The organism is Pseudomonas sp. LB3P31 (assembly GCF_054897945.1).
Genome location: NZ_CM142710.1, coordinates 1,070,118 through 1,091,431 on the forward strand (window position 1 = coordinate 1,070,118; position 21,314 = coordinate 1,091,431).

Below are 21,314 nucleotides of genomic sequence, written 5' to 3' on the forward strand. Positions count from 1 at the left end.
TACCTGTACATGGGAATAATTCTTGATACACCCAAGACATTTCTTGCTACATTCAAAATGTTAGCTATAGCTAACACTCCCAATGTTCTAAAGTGAGGCAACGGAATGTCAGTCGCAAAAAAAATGACGGTGGGGCAACTGACGATGTTGACGGCCGTCAACATGCTGGGCTCCGGCATCGTATTGTTGCCAACCAAACTCGCCGAAGTCGGCGGTATCTCAATCCTCTCCTGGCTGATCACAGCCACCGGTTCCCTGGCGCTGGCGTATGCCTTCGCGCGCTGCGGGATGCTCAGTCGCAAGACGGGCGGCATGGGCGGCTACGCTGAATACACCTTCGGCAAGGCCGGCAACTACCTGACCAACTACACCTACGGCGTCTCGCTGCTGATTGCCAACGTGGCGATCAGTATCACGGCCGTCGGCTACATACAGACGCTGTTCGACGTCAAACTCGACTCGCTGCAAGTAGGCCTGGCGACCATCGCATTGCTGTGGATCACTACCTTTGCCAACTTCGGCGGCGCGCGAATCACCGGCAGGATCGGGGCGATCACCGTCTGGGGCGTAATCGCGCCCGTAGTACTGGTGTCCACCGTCGGCTGGTTCTGGTTCGACAGCAGCGTCTACGCTGCGGGATGGAACCCGCACAACATGGGCTATCTGGAAGCAGCGGGCGCCTCCGTGGCGATCACCCTGTGGGCCTTCCTGGGCCTTGAATCGGCGTGCGCCAACACCGACGCGGTGGAAAATCCGGAGAAAAACGTACCGATCGCCGTACTCGGCGGCACTCTGGGCGCGGCGGTGATCTACATCGTCTCGACCAACGTGATCGCCGGCATCGTCGGCAACCCGGAACTGGCCTCCTCCACCGCGCCGTTCGGTTTGGTGTTCGCCAAGATGTTCAACCCGATGGTCGGTGACATCGTGATGGCGGCGATGATCCTGGCTTGCATCGGCTCGTTGCTGGGCTGGCAGTTCACCATTGCCCAGGTGTTCAAGAGCTCGGCTGACACCGGTTACTTCCTGCCGATCTTCGCCAAGGCCACCAAGGCCGGCACGCCGATTATCGGCATGTTGATCCTGCTGGCGATTCAGACGGCGATCGGGTTCCTCACCATCAGTCCGGACCTGAGCAAGCAGTTCGACATCCTGGTCAACCTGGCGGTGGTTACCAACCTGATCCCGTACATCCTGTCCATGGCGGCCTTGATGACGATCCAGAAGGTTTCCAACGTACCGGCAGGCAAGGCGCTGGTTACCAACATCATCGCTGGGGTCGCCACGGCCTACAGCTACCTGGCGCTGTACAGTTCCGGCGAGCAGGCACTGATGCTCGGCGGCGTGGCGACGATATTCGGCTACACCCTGTTCAGCTTCGTCAACAACCGCCTCATCGCCCTCGAAGCGCGCAACAATAGCGTGCCGACACAAACGGTCAGCGCCCAGCACATTACGGGCGAACCGGTGCCGGTGAATCATTTGAATGCTGTACCTGTGGAGGTTAGATCATGACGGATTATAAACACTCGCTGGGAATGCTCGCGCTGGTCGTGGGCACTCCCCCGGACAAACGTACCGTCTTCGGGCGTGCCCTGGATCAACTGATCCACGATGTGGAACACCGCTCCATCAGCGTGTTGATGTCGGAGAGCCTGAGCGACGCGACGTCGATCCTGCGCTCGGACTCGGCCATCCAGTGCGTGTTGCTCAGCTGGGAAATGGACGAAAGCGAAGGCCATCAGGAATGCATCAAGCTGCTGACCACCCTGCGCGAGCGCAACACCCGCGTACCGGTGTTCCTGATCAGCGACCGCAGCACCGCGTCGAACATTCCGCTGGTGGTGATGCAGCATGCCGATGACTTCATCTGGCTGCCGGAAGACACCAGCCGTTTCCTCAGCGGGCGCATCCTGGCGGCCATCGAGCGCTACCGTCAGGCCGCACTGCCGCCGATGTTCGGCGCGCTGGTGAAATTCTCACGTTCCTATGAATACTCGTGGCACACCCCGGGCCATGCCGGTGGTACCGCGTTCCTGAAAAGCACGGCGGGCCGTGCGTTCTACGAATTTTTCGGCGAAAACCTGCTGCGCTCCGACCTGTCGATTTCGGTCGGCGAACTCGGTTCGCTGCTCGATCACAGCGGCCCGATCGGCCAGGGCGAGCGCTACGCGGCCAAGGTGTTTGGCGCGCACCGCACCTACTACGTGACCAACGGTTCCTCGATGTCCAACCGCGTCATCCTGATGGCCAGCGTCACGCGCGATCAGATTGCCCTGTGCGACCGCAATTGCCACAAGTCGGCTGAACATGCGATGACGTTGTCCGGCGCCATTCCGACGTATTTGGTGCCGACCCGCAACCGCTACGGCATCATCGGCCCGATCCTGCCGCAGACCCTGAGCGCCGAGGGCGTCAAGGCCGCTATTGCCAACAACCCGCTGGTCAAGGAAGGCATCGATCCGACCCCGGTCCACGCCATCGTCACCAACTCCACCTACGACGGCCTGACCTACAACGTTACCCGGGTGGAAAAATTGCTCGGGGAAAGTGTCGACCGCCTGCATTTCGACGAGGCCTGGTACGGCTATGCGCGGTTCAACCCGCTGTACCGGGACCGCTTCGCCATGCATGGCGCGCCGGAGGATCACGACGAATCACGGCCGACCGTATTTGCCACGCAATCAACCCACAAACTGTTGGCCGCGCTGTCCCAGGCGTCGATGATTCATGTGCGTAACGGTCGTAATCCGATCCCCCATGCGCGCTTCAACGAATCGTACATGATGCACGCCTCGACCTCGCCGAACTACGCGATCATGGCTTCATGCGACGTCAGCTCGGCGATGATGGAAGCGCCCAGCGGGCAGATCCTCACCACCGAATCGATCGAAGAAGCGATCAGCTTCCGCCAGGTCATTTCGCGCATGCACCACGAGATGGCGAGCAATGACCAGTGGTTCTTCACTTGCTGGCAGCCACCCACCGTGCAAGTGGGCGCGGCTGCGGTGCCGTTCCATGAAGTCGACCCGGTGCTGTTGAAATCCGAGCCAAACTGTTGGGTCCTGCACCCGAACGAGGTATGGCACGGTTTCGGCGACATCGAAGACGGCTACTGCATGCTCGACCCGATCAAGGTCTCGGTCCTGAGCCCGGGCATGGGCGACGACGGCAACCTGCTGGACTTCGGCATTCCCGCCTGCGTGCTCACGGCCTACCTCGGTCGCCAAGGCATCGTGGTGGAGAAAACCACCGACTTCACCATCCTGTTCCTGTTCTCCATCGGCATCACCAAAGGCAAATGGGGCACGCTGGTCAACGCCCTGCTCGACTTCAAGCGCGACTATGACGACAACGTCGAGCTGGAGTTGTGTTTGCCGGACCTGGTTGCCGCCAACCAGCAGCGCTACGCCGGGATGGGCCTCAAGGACCTCGCCACCGATATCTTCGCAGCGATGAAGGAGAACAAGACCACTTCCACCATGGCCCAGGCCTTCGGCATGCTGCCGCAAGCCGAGTTCAGCCCGGTGGAAGCCTATGAAAAACTGGTGAAAAACGAGGTCGAGCTGGTGACCCTGGAAGAGGCCGCCGGGCGCATTGTCGCGACCGGGATCGTGCCGTATCCACCGGGCATTCCGCTGCTGATGCCGGGCGAAAACGCAGGACCCGCGGATGGGCCGTTGCTGGCGTATCTGAAGGCGTTGCAGAGCTTCGACAAATCCTTCCCGGGCTTCACCCATGACACCCACGGGATTGAAACCGAAGACGGTGTTTCGCGCTTGCTGGTATTGAAGTGAGGTAGTTCCCCTGTAAACCTGTAGGAGCCGAGCTTGCTCGCGATGGCGGCGGTACATCCACCATCGCAATCGCCAGCAAGCCGGCTCCTCCAGATTTGCGCCAGGCCATCCCAAGGCCGACAGTAACTCCCCTCTTAAACCAACCGCTCAATCCGGCGATGCAGCCACACAAACCTGTAGTACGCCGTCTGCAACGCCAGCATCCCCAGGTACGCCACCGGAAACGCCATCCATACCCCTTGCAGGCCAAACTGCGCATCCAGCACATACGCCACCGGCAACTGCACCAACAGCACGCAGACGATCGAAATCGCCATGGGCACCAGCACCGTGCCGCTGGCGCGCATGATGCCGCCGATGATTGCCTGGAAGCCGAAGATCAACAGGCTCCAGAGCATGATGTGCAGCAGGTGTTCGGCCATCGCCCGGGTCGAGTCGTCCGTGAGAAACAGCCCCAGCAACCAGTGCGACAACAGGTAACCCAGGAGCACCAGGCCACCGGTCAGGCACACGTTGATCCACAGACCCGTGCGCAGGATCGGCCCCATGCGTTCCAGGCGCCCGGCGCCGATCGCCTGGGCGCCGAGAATCGATGCGGTGATCGCGATCGACAGCGCTGGAAATTGCACGTAATTAACAATCTGCGTCACCGCGCCATACGCCGCCGTTGCCTGGGACCCGTGCTGATTGACCAGCGCCAGGATCACCAGCTCCGACAGCGACAGCACCACCATCTGCAAACCGGTAGGCAAGCCGATGCGCAATACTTTGCCGAGGATCACCCGGTCCAGCCGCATCGCCGCAAACATCTCGCGGTCCGGCGCCAGCGGATGTTCCCTGGCAATCAACCGCCACGCCAGCCAGGCCATCGCCGCCAGGTTGCCCGCCAACCCGGCATAAGCCGCGCTTTGAATACCCATGGGTGGAAACCCCAGCCAGCCGCGAATCAATACCGGCGTCAGCGCCAGGCCGATGCAGGTCGACACCAGCAGCGCCACCAGCGGCGACATCGTATCGCTGACCCCGCGCAGCAATTGGGTAAACAGCACGTACACCAGCAGCGACGGCATGATCCACATCATCACGTGGGCATAGGCGACGGCATCATCCAGCACATCGGCCGGCGTGCCCAAGCCTTGCAAGGCAGCTCTGGCAAACACGCTGCCGAGCACCGCAGCGGTCAGACCGATAATCGCCCCCAGCAACAACGTGGTACCGGCGATGGCCTTGACCATATGCGCCTCGCGCGCGCCCCACGCCTGGCCGATCAGCACCCCTGCCCCGGCACCGAGACCGATCACCAGGGCGATGAAAAAGAACACGATCGGGAACATCCCGGATACCGCAGCCAGCGCCTGGGTCCCGAGCATCTGACCGATGTAGATGCTGTTGATGGTGCCCGACATCGATTGCAGGAAATTCGACAGCACCATGGGCGCAAGAAACAGCAGATAGGTTTTCCAGAGGGGCTGGGTTGGCATGAAAAGGAGGTCCGTCTCTTGGGGGGTGGGTATGGGAAGCGAGATCAAAAGATCGCAGCCTCGCTACGCTCCGCAGCTCCTACAGTGTTTTGGTGAAATGAAGGGCTATGGCGAAAGGTAGTCGGTTTCGAAGCATACGGCGGGGTCATCGCTGCCGTCGATAGTCACCATCAACTCAATGAAGTTCTCTTAAAAACCCTGGGGCGTAACATCGCATCCATACCAACCAATAACACCCCGGAGCACACCCTCATGAAACGCCAAGTCCTTCTCAGCATCGCATTCTCGGTTTTTGCAGTTAACGCTTTTGCCGCTACTTCGACTCACCCGGTCGTCGCTGAAGGCGGTTCGGATCGTCTGATTGAAAGTCGTGTGGCTGAAGGTGGCTCGGATCGTCTGCTGGAGCGTCGTGTAGCTGAAGGTGGTTCGGATCGTTTGCTGGAGCGTCGAGTGGCTGAAGGTGGTTCTGACCAATTGATCAAGTACCGCGCAGCATGATAAACCGCTCTGGATCAGTATTTACAGAAAGCCCGGCCTCTGCAGCCGGGCTTTTTTGTGGGTGAACCACCCAATTGCTGCTTATCACCTCTGGCGCACCTGTGTTACATAATCACTGAGTAGTAAACACCCTGCCCATGAGGTTTTTGCCAATGCGCTTCTGCCCGTCACTGTCAAAGCTGTCGTCTGTTGTCGTTGTGGGTATGTTCTCGTTTGGCGCGCAGGCGGCTGTGCCCTCCCCGGCGCCTGACAGTTTGCGCCCGTTGCTGGTGACGATGAATGAGCGATTGAACATTGCCGATCAGGTGGCGCTGAGCAAGTGGGATACGCGCCAGCCGACGCAGGACAGTGCGCGGGAGGCGCAGGTGATTGCCAACGCGCGGAAACAGGCGCTTGAGCGCAAGCTCGATCCGGATGATGTCGCCGAGTTGATTGCCGCGCAGATTGAAGCCAGCAAGCTGGTGCAATACGGGTTACTCGCCCATTGGCAAGCGTCTGGCAAGGCGCCTGATACGCCACGGCCGGACCTGACCACGCAGGTACGGCCGCGGCTGGATGAGCTGCAGAGCCGCCTGCTCACCGAATATGCTGCGTTCGTGCGCTATCGTGCGGATCCGAACTGTCCGCTGTGGCTGGAGACCGTGCGCTCCGGGCTGATCAAGGACACTTTGCATGGCCAGGGCCTGATCCGGGCCACCGGTGAATTGTGTATCACTACGCAGTGATGGGTGGTCGGCATCCATTGCTGGCGTCGATAGTCACCATCAACTCAATGAAGTTCTCATAAAAAATCCTCGGCGTAACATCAGCTCCATACCAACCAATAGGCACCCCGGAGCACACCATCATGAAACGCCAAATCTTCCTCAGCATCGCTTTCTCGGTTTTTGCAGTTAACGCTTTTGCCGCTACTTCGATTCACCCGGTTGTCGCTGAAGGCGGCTCGGATCGTCTGATTGAAAGTCGAGTGGCTGAGGGCGGTTCGGATCGTTTGCTGGAACGCCGTGTCGCTGAAGGTGGTTCTGATCGTCTGCTGGAACGCCGCGTCGCCGAAGGTGGTTCGGACCGTCTGCTGGAACGCCGTGTTGCCGAAGGTGGTTCTGATCGTCTGATCGAGAGCCGCAACGCATGATTGCAGCTTTAACGAATAATCTTCGACGAAAAGCCCGGCCTCAGCAGCCGGGTTTTTTTATGCCTGGCGTTTTTGGAGCGCGGGGAATATTGCCAAGATCGCAGCCTTCGGCAGCTCCTACAGGGAATATCGCAAGTCACATGTTCTGGAAGGTCTGCAGGTACGCCAACACGTTGTTGACTTTCTCGGGATCGCTGAGGCCCCAGAAAATCATCCGGGTTCCCGGGACCACCTTTTTCGGTGCTTCCAGGTACGCGGTGAGCGTTTGCGTGGTCCAGACGATGCCGGCTGATTTCATCGCATCGGAATACTGATAGTCCGTGGTGGTGCCGGACATCCGTCCGAAGATGTGATTGAGCTGCGGGCCAAAAGACGCCCGGGCGGACTCACCGACCTGATGGCAGCCGCCGCAGATGCGGCTGAACAGTTTCTGCCCTGCCTCTGCATCCCCGGCGGCATTGGCCGGTGCAGCGGACAGTGTCAACAACAAGGCAACCGTGAGTCCAGCGCTGGTGTGCATTTTCACTCCTGATCAGGCAGACGCTGTTGCGCCTGCCGCCACAGGATACGGGTTCCCAATCAGCTTTTCACCGCCACCCAGGTAAAGCACAACGGCAACTGCGCCTGCTGCCGTTCATAACGATCGTAGAGCTCTTCGCGATTAGAGTGCGGGTATTCCTTGAAATGGCTGACCGCCAGCCCCGCTTCGAGGGCGCCGGTGAAGATGTCACCCAGGGTATGCACGAACCAGTACGACGCCGCCGACTGCTGCTCGACTTTGCCTTCATAGACGATCGGCTGGGTTTGCACGAACGGCTCGCGGCGAAAGTAGGCGCTTTGCAAGCTGTAGGGATCGCTGGCCTCGGGGTCGAACATTTCCAGGAACGGGTGGGTCTCGTAGATCACCAGCGCGCCACCGGGTTTGAGAATGTTGGCCACATGACGGAAGAATTCGCCGATGTCCGGCATCCAGTTCAGTACGCCGATGGTGATCAGCGCCACGTCGAAGCGGTTGTGCAGTTCGCTTGGCAGGTGATGGATGTCGGCTTCGATGAAGTGCGCGGCATGGGGTGAGCGTGCGGCCAGTTCCCGCGCTTGCTCGAGGAACGCTGCGGATTGGTCGATGCCCACCACGCTGCGGGCGCCCAGAGCGAACAGCGAGAGGCTTTCACGGCCGTTGTTGCAGCCCACTTGCACGAGGTCTTTGTCCGCGACGCCGACTTGCTCCAGCAGACTGCGCAGGGTGTCGTCGATGCAGCTGAAGTCGCTGTGTTCGACAGCTTTTAGCAGTATGGGCCATTCGGGGTTGTCACGATGATGACGGGCGGAGGCGTTCCAGGCCTCGCGGTTGCTGGCGATGGCGTTTTCTTTGGTCGGCATTTCCATTGCAGGCTCCAGGAGGCGGGTCTTGATTGGCCGGGGGAGTTTAGGTGAGGGTTTCGGGGAATTCTATTGGGGGATTGTCGGGTAGTTGTAAGTGGGTGCTGTGGACATTTTGGATTTGGGGCGACTGTACTGGCGTCATCGCGAGCAGGCTCACTCCCACAGTTACAGGGCTGTGCAAGGCAGTTGAACGTGTGTATCGAGCGCAGGGTCTATAGTTAATGACCTTGGGGAAACGCCGAAAACCGGGTGATGCCATGAAAAAAATCATGCTGATGCTCAGTGTATGCCTGCTCGCCGCCAACGGCGCCCAGGCCGATGACAGTCCAATGCAGACGCAAACCTATAACAGCGAGTTCGATTACTACGGGGCGGATCAGCCCTTCGCCCACCCCTCGCCGCCATCGATCAGCACCGTGCCGCCCGGGGCGTATATCTCGACTTCGCCGCAGGATTTTATCCCGATCGCCACCCAGCACGAGTTTTCCGACTCACGCTTGCCGACCATTGCGGACGCCAGCGTGCGGGTGTTCATTCGCTCCTATGACCCGGAGCGCGGGGTGTACGTCAACGAGGAAGTTCTCGACCCGACGTGCCTGCTTGCCTGCCTGAGCCGCCAGGGCCCGGCGTTGTAACCGGGTTACCACTGGCGTTTGTCCGGGCGTGACAGGCCGAGCTTTTCGATGCGGTAGCGCAACATGTCGCGGCTCAAGCCCAGCAGGCGTGCGGACTTGGTGACGTTCCAGTCGGTCTTGTCGAGCATCTTGCGCACCATGTCGCGCTCGACCTCCGGCAGGTTCATCGACTCGCCGCCGCTGTACACCGGGCGCGGCTCGTGGTGCTGCGGTTCCTGGATGATCGGCGGATCGTCCACCAGGCTCAGGCACACGTTGAGCTGATGGGCGGCGATGGTGTCGCTCTGGGCCAGCAGCACGGTTTGTTCAAGCATGTTGCGCAGCTCGCGCACGTTGCCCGGCCAGCTGTAGCTCAGCAGCAGTTCTTCGGCCTGATCGCTGAAGTGCAGGTGCGGTTTGCCATAGCGCTTGCCGTGGGCGGCGAGGAAGTGCCTGGCCAGCAGCAGGATGTCTTCGCCGCGGGCATACAGGCGCGGCACCTTGATCGAGATGATGCGCAAGCGGAAGAACAGATCGCGACGGAACTTGCCTTGCTGGACCATCTGTTCGAGGTTGCAGTTGGTGGCGCTGATCACCCGCAGGTCGACCTTGCGCTCCTTCACCGAACCGACCCGTCGGATGGTCCGGTCTTCCAGCAGCTTGAGCAGCTTGGCCTGCAGCAACAAGTCCATCTCGCCCACTTCATCGAGAAACAGGGTGCCGCCGTCCGCCGCTTCGACCAGCCCGACCCGACGGTCCTTGGCATCGGTGAACGCGCCCTTCTCATGACCGAACAGCTCCGACTCCACCAGGTTCGACGGAATCGAAGCGCAGTTGAATTCAATGAACGGGCCTTTGCTGCGCGGCCCGTCGAAATGCAGGGCCCGTGCCACCAGTTCCTTGCCGGTGCCGGTCTCACCTTCCACCAGCACCGGCGGCAGATCGGTGTTGGCCATGCGCCGCTCGGCGTCGAGCAACTGGGCGATGGTGCCCTTGAGGTATTGCATGGGGGCCGAGTCGCCGATCAGCGCCTGCACGCCAGATTTCTGCGCCTCGCGCTCCTGGTAAAACGACAGCGTACGTTCCATCCGGTCCGTGGCCAGGGCCTTGTCCAGCAGCAGCTTGAGCTCTGGCAGGGCCACCGGTTTGGTGACGTAGTGGAACGCGCCCTCTTTCATCGCCACCACGGCGTCTTCGACATTGCCGTAGCCGGTCATCATGATCACTTTCAGATCCGGCGCGCTGATGCGCAGCTTCTGGATCAGGTCGTGGCCGCTCATGCCCGGCAACGAGTTGTCGGTCAGTACCACATCAGGTGCGAACGTGCGCAATTGCTCCAGTGCATCTTCCGCCGAGTGGCAGACCGTTACCTCGAAGTCCTTGCGCTCCAGGTAGGTCTGAATATTCTCGGCGAGAAGTTCGTCATCCTCGACCAGCAGTATGCTGTGCTCCATATTCCCCTCCCGTTGCCACTTTGAAGTTGAGACATACGCGGGTTCCTTCCTGCTCACGACTGGTCAGTTCGACCGAGCCTGCGAAACGCTCCATTATTCTTTTGACCAAAGCCAGGCCCACGCCCAACCCGCCTTGTTTGGTGGTGAAAAACGGCTTGAAGACCATTTGCTGCTGCTGGACGTTCATGCCCTTGCCGGTGTCGCCCAACGTCAGGCTCAACTGCCCGGGCTGCGACGAATCGACGTCGATCGTCAACACGCCGCCCTTGGGCATGGCTTCCAAAGCATTGGCGAACAGGCTATTGAGAATTTGTGTGAGCAGCACCCGCTGGCTGACGACCGGTTCGACCGATCGTGGAGTGAAGCGCACCTCGACGTTCGAACGCTGGATCAGTGGCTCAAAGGCACTCAGCGTGTCTTCGATGGCGAGCAGCAGGTCCACCGCCTCGGAGTCGTCGTTGGCCGGGCGCAAAGACACCAGCAATTCCCGGACCCAGCGCGACATGCGATCGACCTGGCTGATGATGTCGCCGATGTTTTTCTGCGCGCCCTGGCTGGCGATTTCCTGGGCCAGTTCGGCACTGGAGCGAATGTTCGCCAGGGGATTGCGCAGGCTGTGCGCCACCGCCGAGGACATTTCCCCGAGAGCGACGAACGTTTCATTGGAGATCAATTGTTTTTGCTGGCTTTCCAACAGGCTCGCGGCGCGGCGCACGATCCAGAACAAACCCAGGTAGATGGCCGCCCCACCCAGGGCAGTGGCCAGCCAGATCAACTTGAAACCGCGCTGGATGCGCGCAACCAGGTCCACGGGCTCCTTGTAGATTTCCACCATGGCAATGACCTTGCTCCTGTCGGCATTGAACATCGGGATGTAGTTCTCGATGAACAGGTAATCCGGTTCCCGCAGCAGGCGCTGCTCAGGCCGCTCGTCATCGACCTCGTGGTAGCTGGTGGACACCGCCTCCTTCATCTCGAACGACTCGTCGAGCTCATCGTCGTCTTTGATGCGCACGCCGATCAACTCGGGGTTGGTCGACCACACCACTGTGCGATCCAGGGCATACACGGTGGCCAGCAGAATGTCCGGCAGGTGCTCCACGTGATCGAGAAATTCAGTGCGCGCCGAGGCGCGAGTCGCCGCAACGACGTCGGGATAGGCGTTGTCGTCCCGAGGGTCGAGCATTTCGCCCATGGTCCGGTTCGGATTAATCGAGGCGTGGCGGATCTCGGCCTCGCCGATGGCCTGGACAAATTGCGCGGTCAGCATGGAGTCACGTTCGATACTCTCCTCAACCACAAAACGCGTGGAAATGTAGCCCAGGCCCAAGGCCACGGCGGCGATGATGACGAAGCTGCCCACGGAAAACCAACGCAGCAGATTGAACCGTCCGGGCCAGCCCTCACGCACTGCTGCCCCTGGTGGCGCAGATACTTTTGATTGTTCTGGTGTCTGCATGAGCTGATCCCGGTTTTTTAGGAGCCCGTTCCAAATCAGTGTAGGTGGCATTCACCACCACTGGCGCTGCAATGATAGTAAATAGCCGCTATTGAGTTTGCGCCGCCAGTGTTTGCTGGCGATCGGTCTCTTCCTTGAGAAAATCGATGATCGCCTGCGCCGAGTTTTCATCCAGTCGCAGGTTGGGCATCGGAATTTTTTCGAAGCGTTCGAACAGTGCCGTGGCAATCGGGTCCTTCTCCGCCAGCATGCGATCCGGCTCGCGAATCCAGCGACTCAACCAGGCCAGGTCACGCTGCCCGGTCACGCCGATCAGGTCCGGGCCGATACTGCGCATCCCAATGCCCTGGCCGTCCTGCGGGCCGAGGCTGTGACACGAAGCGCAGCGGGTGCGGAACAACTCTTCGCCACTGCTCGGTGGACGAATGTCCGGCGCGTCGGCGTAGCTCTGTTCCATGCTCGGTTGCTTCCAGTTCTGCAGCGTGTTGGCCAGTTGATCGGCGAGGATCCACGGGCTTTCAAAAGGTGAAGCTTTCATCCAGCGCCCGGTTGCCTGATTGCCTACGATCAGGCTCAGGTTGTGGTCCTTGTTGCGTCCATTGTCCACGCCTTCGATGAACAGCCCGAGCTTGTGCCGCAGCTCGGTCACATCTTCGAATTCACCGGTGAGAAACTGCCAGCCCGGACCCACCTTGAAGCGTTGCGCGTAAGCCTTGAGCACCTCGGGTGTGTCGCTCAGCGGATCGATGCTGATCGAGTAGAAAAAAATGTCCTTGCCTACCCGATCGCCAAGCAAGTTTTGTACCTGGCGCAGGCGCGCAGTTTCCAGCGGACAGGAATCGCTGCAAGAGGTGAAGATGAAATTGATAACCACCACCTTGCCCTTGATCAGGTCATCGAAAAAATGCACCTGCCGACCCTCCTGGTTGGTCAGCAGGGTGTTGGGGAAATAGTCGCCGCCCCAGGGGGTCGCCGAGGCGGTCGACGCCGGCGCAACCTCGTGCGCCACCAGCAACCGACTGCCCAGCAGGCATGCAACCAACATCAGCACCAAGTGCATGCCCAGGGCGCGGGAGCGCGGTGTGTAGAGTGGCTTGTCGGCTCCCGGGCGGTTCATTTTTTCACCGTTACTTGCGGGCCAAAGCCGTCACCGGTGCGGAAGGTTGGCAGTGCAGCGGAGTTGACGTAGCGCACGCCGTCCCAGCTTGGCAGAGGGGTGGGCATCAACTGCAATTGCCCGGGCTTCTCGAGGTCCCAACGCAGCAGCATCGAGTTGTCCTCGTGCTGGGTGTTGTGACAGTGCTCCATATAGGTGCCGCCGAATTCACGGAAGTTGATCGCGAATTCCACGCTATCCAGGCCATCGGTTTCCGAGCCGATGCGGTACACATCCTTGCGCGCCCATTTTTCCCATTCCGGCGGCGCCTTGCCGCCGCGACTGAGGATGATCCCTTCCTCGAAGTGCACATGCACGGGGTGGCTCCAGCCTTTGCCGCCGGCCTTGATGTTCCACACTTCCAGGGTGCCGAAACCGCTGACACCGGCGTCGGTGGGCCCGGTCTTCAGTTGGATCGAGGTGTTGAGGCGCCGCGGGTCCATGTGGAAGCCGAAGCCGCCATCGGTCTTGACCGTCCAGGGCGCGGCATCGGTGCCGTCGGAGCGACCGTAGGTGAACGTGCGGTGACGAGCCTGGGACAGCAGCACCTTGTCGGCGGCGTTGTCGCGATGGATCTTCAGCGGGATCATCACCATGCCTTCGGCCTTGCCCGGTTTCGCCGGTTCATAGGCCGCCGGGTCCATCGCCAGGTCCTGGCCGGTGTAGGCCTTGACGTTGAACTGCAGCAATTTGCCCACGCCCGGGTCACCCTTGTCCCACTGCGGGCCCTTGCTCGATTGCTTGATGACGGCGAGGTATTTTTCCGAGAGCACATCGCCCAGGGGGATCGGCTCTTTAGGGCCCTTGCCATCGTCGTGAGCCAGCAGGTTGACCACGAACAGCTTGTCCCCCGGCTTGATACCGTTCTTCGCAAAGTTGACGATGATATCGAAGCGCTCGGCGATGCCCTGGGTGGGCAGGATCGCGTTGTGATTCTGTTTGTCGCCGTCGGCATCGAGGTCCATGCTGCCGTCGAACGGCACGCTGTGCTCCATGATATTGCCGTCGTTGCCGATCATGTGGAACGGTACGCGGCTATAGGACACCCCGGAGTTTTTCGGGCCTTGGAACTCGCCGCTGCTGCCCTTGATTTCGCGCACGATGGCCAGCTTGAAGTAACGCGAAACCGAGCCATTGAGAACGCGCAGGCGATAGCTGCGGGCGCGCACATCGAGGGTCGGTTTCCACTGCCAGTTGACCAGTATCTGGTCACCGAGGAAGCCGTCGGTGTTAAACGGGTTAAACCACAGTTGGCCGCCCTGATCCCAGGCCTTGTCGGCGATCACCAGGTTGACGTCGTAGTCGCGGTTGCCCCACGGCAAGACGCTGCCGCTGGGGAAACGCAGGTTGACGCCGTCGTTCACCGACTCGTTGCCACGGTCCAGGGCGCTGTAGTAGTTCATCATCGCCGCGTTGCCCTTGTAGACATTCTGCGCTGTGAAATCGAGCATGTGGTCGTGGAACCAGTGAGTGCTCATGGTTTCGCGCCAGTCGCCGCGGATCTTGATCGTGCCGTTCTCGCAGGTCTTGCGGCTGGGGCTCAGGTCGTTGGTCCACAGGGTTTCGCCGGGTGCGCAGGGGAATGCCGCACGGGGGTCACGGGCGTCGGTGTTGATGCTGTCGTAGCCGGCCAACTGGATCGGCCAGCGATAGTCGTAGTACTGCCCGGGGAAGAAAAACGCGTTGGCATATCCGTCGCTTTCCGCCGGCGCGTGGCCGTTGTGTTCGTGGGTGCTGATGGTGTGCAGGCCAAAGCCCATGTTCGCCGCCGGGTCGATCGGCAGGCCGTTGTAGTGACGCATCAGCACCGGCTGGCCGTAGCGCACCATCAACAGTTTGGGCGGCAGGGTGCCGTCGAAGGTCCACACCGAATTGTGGTTCTGCACCGGCATGTTCGGGTGGAAGCGCGCGTCGACGCCCCTGGCCGTGCCATCGGTGGCCGGCACGCCAGCGACGTTGTGGTAGAGGCCACCGGGGCCGAACTCGCCCAGCGCATAGCCATGCATTTGCCGGCTGTCACGCAGGCCGCCATTGACCCGGGCGCCGGTCTGTACGGTCTTGTAGGCCAGCTGCGGGTAGAACTCGTTCCAGCGCTGATGCGACCAGCCTTTGCCTGGCGGACGGCCTTCGGCAGACGAACCGATATGACGATTGAGGAAGTACTCGATCTGCGCCTGCCACGGGTTGCGGTCGACCACGTTGGAGAACTGGCTGGGGAACGGCGTCAGCCCCGGTTGGCGCAGGAACGCATCGAGCGCTGCGCTGGGTGGCGCACTGCGCGCCGCACTGCTCGGGTCCTGTTGCGGCGCCGGGCCGATGGCCACGGGCGGGAACGGCAAGGGCGCGGCCGGCGTGGTCGGGTCGAGTTTTTCCGGGCCGAATTCTTCAAACAGCACCAGTTGCTGGGTGAACGGCTGGGCGCCGAACAACGGGCTCGGCTTGCCGTTGGTGGGGTAGTTGAAACTGGTCTGAACGGTCGGCGGCAGGATGTTTTCCTGGCGCGTTATGTCGCGACTGCCTTTGACCCCATCGGGCAAATCGAAGGAGTCTTCGTTGGCCTCGGGCAGGGTCAGGATGGCATTGAGGGCGCCCGCCTTGTCTTCAGGTTCGTCATAGTAAGCCGACGGATCAGAAGTTTCGGGCTGTCGCTCGTCGTCGATCGGGCTGGCACGCAAGGTGGAAGCGCCCAGCGTCATCAGCAGAACGCTTAGGGGCGTGAACCATATGAAGGCTCGTTTATTCGGGTAGCTCGATTTCCAGTTCATCACCAGCCGCCTCACAGTCAGAAGGGGTGCTGGTGGAATTGCAAGGAACTCGCCAAATTTGTAACAGGTTAATACAAAAGTATTAATGCCACATAATACAATGGCTTAACAACATCAATGTGCCATTACCGGGGGCAGCGACTGGGGAATGGCACCCGCTAACGGGGAAAGTTCATACCCGTTTTCAGGGGATCAGCCTGAACGTCAGGCGCACGCAAGTGCCCTCGCCTTCGCGGCTTTCCAGCTTCACCGAGCCGCCAAAGCGCTCCATGATCCGCTTGACCAACACTAACCCGACCCCCAGCCCACCTTGCTTGGTGGTGAAAAACGGGCGGAAGGCCATGGTGCGCTGTTCGGCGTTCATGCCTTTACCATTATCGCTCACTATCAGGCTGACACTGCGGGCATCGCTTGGCTCCAGCCGGATGGTCAATGTGCCACCCTTTTCCATGGCTTCCAGGGCGTTGGACATCAAGCTGTTGAGGATCTGGGTCAGTTGCACCTGCTGGCTCAGGACCATCGGTGTCTCGGTCGGCGCAAACACGACGTTTATTGCCCCCTTGGCGATCTGCTGCTCGAAGGCCATCAGGCTGTCGTGCAACGCTGCTACCAGGTTCACCGGTTCCGCATCGTCGCTGAGTGGCCGCAAGGACTGCAGCAACTCGCGCACCCACTTCGACATGCGGTCGACCTGGCCGATGATGTCATTGATGTTTTTGTGCGCCGCGCCGGTGTCGAATTCCAGCGCCAGCTCGGCGCTGGAGCGAATGGTCGCCAGGGGATTGCGCAGACTGTGGGCCACCGCCGAGGACATCTCGCCGAGGGCGACAAAGGTTTCATTGGTGATCAGTTGCTTCTGCTGAGTGGCCAGCAGGTTCGCCGCGCGCCGCACGATCCAGTACAGCCCCAGGTAAATCAGCCCGCCACCCAGGGCCGTGGCCAGCCAAATGAGGATCAGACCGCGTTCCATGCGATCGATCAGGTCCTTGGGCTCCTTGTAGATCTCGACCATCGCCGTGACCTTGTCACCGTCGGCATCGAACAGCGGGATGTAGTTCTCGATGAAAATGTATTCCGGTGGAGTGACGAACTTCTGCTCCATGCGGTTTTTGTCGACGTCGTGGTAACTGGCGGACACCGGGATCCTGGAATGGAATGCCTGGTCGAGATCGTCGTCGGCGTGAATCGTGGTGCCCATCAGGGACGGGTTGGTCGACCAGATCACCGTGCGATCGGGCGCATAAATGTTGGCCAGGATCACGTCCGGCAAGTGTTCGATGTGGTCGAGAAATTCGCCGCGGGCACTGGCGCGGGCCAGGGGATCGACATCGGGAAAATTGCGGTCCTGGCGCGGGTCGAGCAGCTCGCCCATGGTCCGTACATGGGGGATGGACACGTGGCGCACTTCAGCCGAGGCGATCGCTTGGATGAACTGTGAAGTCAGCAACGCATCGCGCTGGACGCTTTCGGTGATCACGAACCGGGTCGACACCGCGCCCAGGGCAATCGCCACCGTACCGATCACCGCCAGGCTGATCAGTGAAAACCAGCGCAACAGGTTGAACGGCTGCTTGCGCGAGCCCAGGCGGACATCGCCCTGCGTGGACGCGAGTGTTTGAGTCGACCTGGCCATGGATGCTGTTCCGCACTAATTCCCCTATAGGTTTATAGCCCACCCGCTGATCTTTGCCCGACCTTGGGGGTGATTGATCCCCATTCCCCGCCGCCCCCATCTACCCCCAACTCTGGGGACAGGGGCCCGCTGGTTTTTTCCGCGTCATCGCGTGCTCGCAACTGTGCAAGCCCGTGCGCCGGGCCTGTGCGGGCGATTCTTACGTGTTGGTATGGAAGTTGCCGAAACCCCTCTCAACTGACCCATCCCCCAGGGACAGGTCTCCAATAGAGGGAATACACATGCACCCTTTACTGTCCAAAACTGCGGCCGTCCTGGTTGTCAGTGCTCTGGCTCAAGGCGTCGCCCAGGCGGCGCTGTTTGCGGTCGATCCCGGACCTTATCTACCCGGCAACGGTGGCTTCGCCGCCTGGTACCAGGACACGCACGGTCGAACCGTTGACCTGTGCCTGTCCAAGGCCGTGAGTTCTCGGGTCCCCGGCGGTCCGGGCGCACCTAACTACATGTGCAACCTGTTGCCGACCCCCGGGGTTTTCGACGATGCGCAACCGGTGGTGTTCCCGACCAACTTCCCGGATGAAGCCTTCTGGTTTACCGCCGACGCGGTAATCGTCGACGCCGCACGGGGGGTTGACCTGTCATTCGGCACGGCCATCGAAGCCGCCTTCGCCGCCGGAGAGCCGGTGGAGGGTGACCAGGTCAGCTTTGCCCGGGTACGGATTCGCGTCGACGTGCCTACCGCTGGTACCTATGTGATCACCCACCCCTACGGCGTCGACGTGTTCAACATCGACACCCCCGGGCGGCGCGCAATCAACATGACCCGGGACATTGGCATAGGTGTGCCGGAAACCTACGATGGCGCGCTCAAGGGCGATGTCGGGCCGTTCCTGCGCAGCGTCAACGGCCCGTACACCGAGACCAATCCGGTGACCGGCAGCGCCGAACAATTCGTCGGCGACCCCAACCTCACGGAAGTGGTGACCGGTAGTCCGTTCAACACCAACTTCGTGCGTATCGAGGGGCCCAATGGCCTCGACCTGCGCACCACGCTGTTTTCCATCTCGGGCAAATTGTCCACGGTGGTCCGCCCTACCCCGATGATCACCCAGCGCAGCACCTACTCGCGCAAGGCTGGCGAGAGCGCACCGGTGGCCCAGCAAGACGTGTTCGTCATGGCGCCGCCACCACCGGCCACCGTTGGCCTGACCAGCAGCACTCCGGTGCTGAATCTGAGCGAAGCCGACACCACCGGCAACTGGTACGCGCAGTCGGCGGTCAACCCGACGCTGCCAAGCACCTTGCAAGTGACCGCCGACAATCACCTGGCCATTCCCACCAGCACGCCAACCACGCTGTCGATGTCGCTGACTGACCTGGTGGTGATCCAGCGCGCCGAATACAGCCTGAGTTCCGGGCAACTGACCCTCGTGGCCTCCACCAGTGATGAAACCTCGCCACCGGTGCTGACTGCGACCTCGGGCACCGGTACCGCCATCGGCGCATTGAGTGGCGATGGCGCGGTGAAAACCCTGGCCACCGGCATCTCGCCGATCCCACCCGCCAAGGTTCGCGTGACGTCATCCAATGGCGGCAGCGACACCGAAGAAGTGGTCATCGTGCAATGAACGCTCACATGCCCAGATCCTCATCAGGAGGCATCATGAATAATTGGCCACGCCTGGCGCTCAACGCCCTGGGACTGACTCTATCGCTGTCCGGCAGCGCGTTCGCGCAACTCGCCGCCGTCGACCCGGGCCCTTATACCTTCGCCACGGGGAAATTCCCCATGTGGTATCAGGACAACAATCTGCTGTCGATGGAACTGTGCCAGTCCCGGGCCGCGAGCTCGCGGGTACCGGCCTCGGTACCGCCGGCCTACATGTGCACCCTGCTGCCGGAGCCGGGTGTGTATGACGATACCCTGCCGATGATCTTCCCCGATAACTGGCCACCAGAAGCCTTCTGGTATCTCGCCGGAACCGCTATCCCCAACAATGGCGCAGGCTACGGCGTAGACGCCTATGTGGCGGGGATCGAGGCGGCATTCACTTCGGAAAATCCGGTTGATGGCGACCAGCAAAGCTTCGCGCGGATTCGCATCCGGGTGAACATTCCCACTGCCGGCGTGTACACCATCACTCACCCATACGGCGTGGAAACGGTCAACGTGACGGCGCCTGGTCGCCGGGCGATCAACATCACCCGCGATATCGGCATTGGCGTACCGGGCAATTACACTGGCGCAGTGGCCGGCGACATCGGGCCATTCCTGCGAAGCGTCAACGGGCCTTACACCGAGGTGAACCCGGACACCGGCGCAGTGGAAACTTTCGTCGGCGACCCGAACCTTACCGAGCAGGTCACCGGCAGCCCGAACAACACCAACTTCCTGCGCATATCCGGACCTGCAGGGGTGATCCAGACCAACCTGTTCACCGTGGCCGGCAAGGTCCTCGATCCCCGCGCACAAACCCCGGTCGAACTGAATCGCGTGACCTACCGGCGCACCACTTCGGGCGGCAGCAGCAACGTGCGCGTCGAAGTGTTCGCCAAGGCCGACAACAGCTCAACCCTGTGCTTGCGTGAAAGCATTGCTCTGGTTCCCGGCCCACCGCTGTCGGCCTGCCAGACCACCCTGCAAAGCGACAATACCGGGCTGTTTTTTGGCCAGAGCCTAGCCAATGGTCCGGTGCCTTCGGTCGTTGTGGTCACCGCGACCAACCCTTCGGGCACCACCCGGCCGACGGCCGTATCGAGCAAGCTCACCGACCTGGTGAAAATCCAGACCGCTCGCTACAGCTGGGCCAACCACAGCCTGTTGATCGAGGCGACCTCCACTGATGAAGTGGCCATCCCGGACATGGTCGCGCAAGGTTACGGACGTCTGTCGAAGTCCGGCACCCTGCAGAAAATAACCATTGCCGACCTGACCCAGCCACCCGCCACCGTGACCGTGAAATCGGCGGCGGGCGGCAGTGACACCGAGGCGGTCGTGGTGGTCGGCAGCGCGCCCAACTCCGGTGAAAACCAGCCTCCGCTGGCCGTCGCCGATAGCGGCAGCACCAGCTTCGGCGTGCCCATCACCCTCAACCTGCTGACCAACGACAGTGATCCCGACGGCAACGTGCCGCTGAGCATCACCGCGTTAACCCAGCCGGCGGCGAACCAGGGCACTGTGACATTGAGCGGCGCGGCTTCGGTGGTCTATACCCCGCCTGCGGTGGTCAACGCTCCGTTGACCACGACCTTCACCTACAAGGCCCAAGACGTCAAAGGTCTGGCCTCGACCGCCCCGGCGACCGTGACCATTACCGTTGCGCCCAACCAGCCACCAGTGGCCGTCAACGACGCCGCCGCCACCCTGGGTGTTGCGATCCCGATCAGCGTGCTGGCCAACGACACCGATCCGGAAGGCAACGTGCCGCTGGCAGTCGCCAGCTTCACTCCACCTCCGGCCGGTCGCGGCACGGTCAGCAGCAATGGCACGGTATTGACCTACACCCCACCAGCCACCGTCACTGCGGCTTTCACCACGACCTTCAACTACTTCGCCCGGGACAGCTTCGGCGCCGTCTCAGCGACGCCGGGGACGGTCACCGTGCAAGTCTCGCCACGGCCTGCTGCAGAGAACTTCGCAGTGACGGCGGCCACGGTGTCGGCTCGCTCCAACAACCGCTTCACCTGGGACTTCAGCGGTACGTCATCGGTGACTACTGGCAACACCATCACCGTGCAGGTCAGCACCCCGACGGGCCCGGTAACCCTGGGCACCACCACGGTGCCAGTGACCGGCCGCTGGCGGTTGACGGTGAGCAACAGCACCACAGTGATTCCGTCGGCGAACCCGACAGCCACCATCACCTCGTCCCAGGGCACCGTACGCACGGTGAACGTAACGGCGAACTGAGCCCTCGCCCCATCAACTCTACGGGTTGATGG

14 protein-coding genes and 2 pseudogenes are annotated in these 21,314 nt (G+C 61.2%); 8 read left to right on the top strand and 8 right to left on the bottom strand.

Annotated elements, in window-relative coordinates; genetic code table 11:
* Positions 1-105 precede the first annotated feature (105 nt).
* Both potE and ACYZTK_RS04760 read left to right on the top strand, forming a co-directional pair.
* The gene (potE, locus tag ACYZTK_RS04755; RefSeq protein ID WP_462013383.1) at positions 106-1,515 is read left to right on the top strand and encodes a putrescine-ornithine antiporter; all 1,410 of its coding nucleotides are present in this window, start codon (positions 106-108) and stop codon (positions 1,513-1,515) included.
* A complete protein-coding gene (locus tag ACYZTK_RS04760) occupies positions 1,512-3,797 on the top strand; it encodes an Orn/Lys/Arg family decarboxylase (RefSeq protein ID WP_462013384.1) in 2,286 nt (761 codons plus the stop codon). The genes potE and ACYZTK_RS04760 overlap by 4 nt, the downstream gene beginning before the upstream one ends.
* Positions 3,798-3,931: 134 nt before the next feature.
* Here ACYZTK_RS04760 and ACYZTK_RS04765 read toward each other — a convergent pair whose 3' ends face one another.
* On the bottom strand, positions 3,932-5,278 hold the full coding sequence (locus tag ACYZTK_RS04765; RefSeq protein ID WP_462013385.1) for an MATE family efflux transporter: 1,347 nt from the start codon (positions 5,276-5,278) through the stop codon (positions 3,932-3,934).
* 252 nt (positions 5,279-5,530) lie between these two features.
* On the opposite strand from ACYZTK_RS04765, the pseudogene ACYZTK_RS04770 reads away from it, so the two are divergent.
* The 3 genes and pseudogenes from ACYZTK_RS04770 to ACYZTK_RS04780 form a co-directional block, all read left to right on the top strand.
* Positions 5,531-5,773, top strand: a pseudogene (locus tag ACYZTK_RS04770) (phage infection protein); the annotation flags it as partial.
* A 206-nt stretch (positions 5,774-5,979) separates the two neighbouring features.
* A complete protein-coding gene (locus tag ACYZTK_RS04775) occupies positions 5,980-6,501 on the top strand; it encodes a chorismate mutase (protein WP_462013386.1) in 522 nt (173 codons plus the stop codon).
* A gap of 122 nt (positions 6,502-6,623) precedes the next feature.
* A pseudogene (locus ACYZTK_RS04780) lies at positions 6,624-6,905 on the top strand (hypothetical protein); the annotation flags it as partial.
* 139 nt (positions 6,906-7,044) lie between these two features.
* Here the strand turns inward: ACYZTK_RS04780 and ACYZTK_RS04785 are convergent.
* Both ACYZTK_RS04785 and ACYZTK_RS04790 read right to left on the bottom strand, forming a co-directional pair.
* Positions 7,045-7,428, bottom strand: coding sequence for a c-type cytochrome (locus ACYZTK_RS04785; RefSeq protein ID WP_462013387.1), 384 nt, complete (start codon positions 7,426-7,428; stop codon positions 7,045-7,047).
* Between the two features lie 59 nt (positions 7,429-7,487).
* A complete protein-coding gene (locus ACYZTK_RS04790; protein ID WP_462013388.1) occupies positions 7,488-8,294 on the bottom strand; it encodes a class I SAM-dependent methyltransferase in 807 nt (268 codons plus the stop codon).
* A 254-nt stretch (positions 8,295-8,548) separates the two neighbouring features.
* Here ACYZTK_RS04790 and ACYZTK_RS04795 point away from each other — a divergent pair, with 254 nt between their 5' ends.
* A complete protein-coding gene (locus ACYZTK_RS04795; RefSeq protein ID WP_462013389.1) occupies positions 8,549-8,926 on the top strand; it encodes a hypothetical protein in 378 nt (125 codons plus the stop codon).
* A gap of 5 nt (positions 8,927-8,931) precedes the next feature.
* Here ACYZTK_RS04795 and ACYZTK_RS04800 read toward each other — a convergent pair whose 3' ends face one another.
* The 5 genes from ACYZTK_RS04800 to ACYZTK_RS04820 all read right to left on the bottom strand — a co-directional run bounded on the left by ACYZTK_RS04800 (position 8,932) and on the right by ACYZTK_RS04820 (position 17,372).
* Entirely contained in the window at positions 8,932-10,359 is a 1,428-nt protein-coding gene (locus ACYZTK_RS04800) for a sigma-54-dependent transcriptional regulator (RefSeq protein WP_462013390.1), read from the bottom strand.
* Positions 10,328-11,818 carry an ATP-binding protein gene (locus ACYZTK_RS04805; protein ID WP_462013391.1) on the bottom strand — a complete coding sequence of 497 codons (1,491 nt, stop codon included), beginning with the start codon at positions 11,816-11,818 and terminating at the stop codon, positions 10,328-10,330. Before ACYZTK_RS04805 ends, ACYZTK_RS04800 begins: the two co-directional genes overlap by 32 nt.
* Before the next feature lie 88 nt (positions 11,819-11,906).
* Positions 11,907-12,935: an SCO family protein gene (locus ACYZTK_RS04810; protein WP_462013392.1), complete on the bottom strand. Its 1,029-nt coding sequence runs from the start codon at positions 12,933-12,935 to the stop codon at positions 11,907-11,909.
* Positions 12,932-15,739 carry a multicopper oxidase domain-containing protein gene (locus tag ACYZTK_RS04815; RefSeq protein ID WP_462013393.1) on the bottom strand — a complete coding sequence of 936 codons (2,808 nt, stop codon included), beginning with the start codon at positions 15,737-15,739 and terminating at the stop codon, positions 12,932-12,934. The genes ACYZTK_RS04810 and ACYZTK_RS04815 overlap by 4 nt, the downstream gene beginning before the upstream one ends.
* A gap of 184 nt (positions 15,740-15,923) precedes the next feature.
* Positions 15,924-17,372 carry a sensor histidine kinase gene (locus ACYZTK_RS04820; RefSeq protein WP_462013394.1) on the bottom strand — a complete coding sequence of 483 codons (1,449 nt, stop codon included), beginning with the start codon at positions 17,370-17,372 and terminating at the stop codon, positions 15,924-15,926.
* 281 nt (positions 17,373-17,653) lie between these two features.
* Between ACYZTK_RS04820 and ACYZTK_RS04825 the strand changes: the two genes are divergently transcribed.
* Positions 17,654-19,000: a hypothetical protein gene (locus ACYZTK_RS04825; protein ID WP_462013395.1), complete on the top strand. Its 1,347-nt coding sequence runs from the start codon at positions 17,654-17,656 to the stop codon at positions 18,998-19,000.
* A 35-nt stretch (positions 19,001-19,035) separates the two neighbouring features.
* Entirely contained in the window at positions 19,036-21,282 is a 2,247-nt protein-coding gene (locus ACYZTK_RS04830; protein WP_462013396.1) for an Ig-like domain-containing protein, read from the top strand.
* Positions 21,283-21,314: the final 32 nt, after the last annotated feature.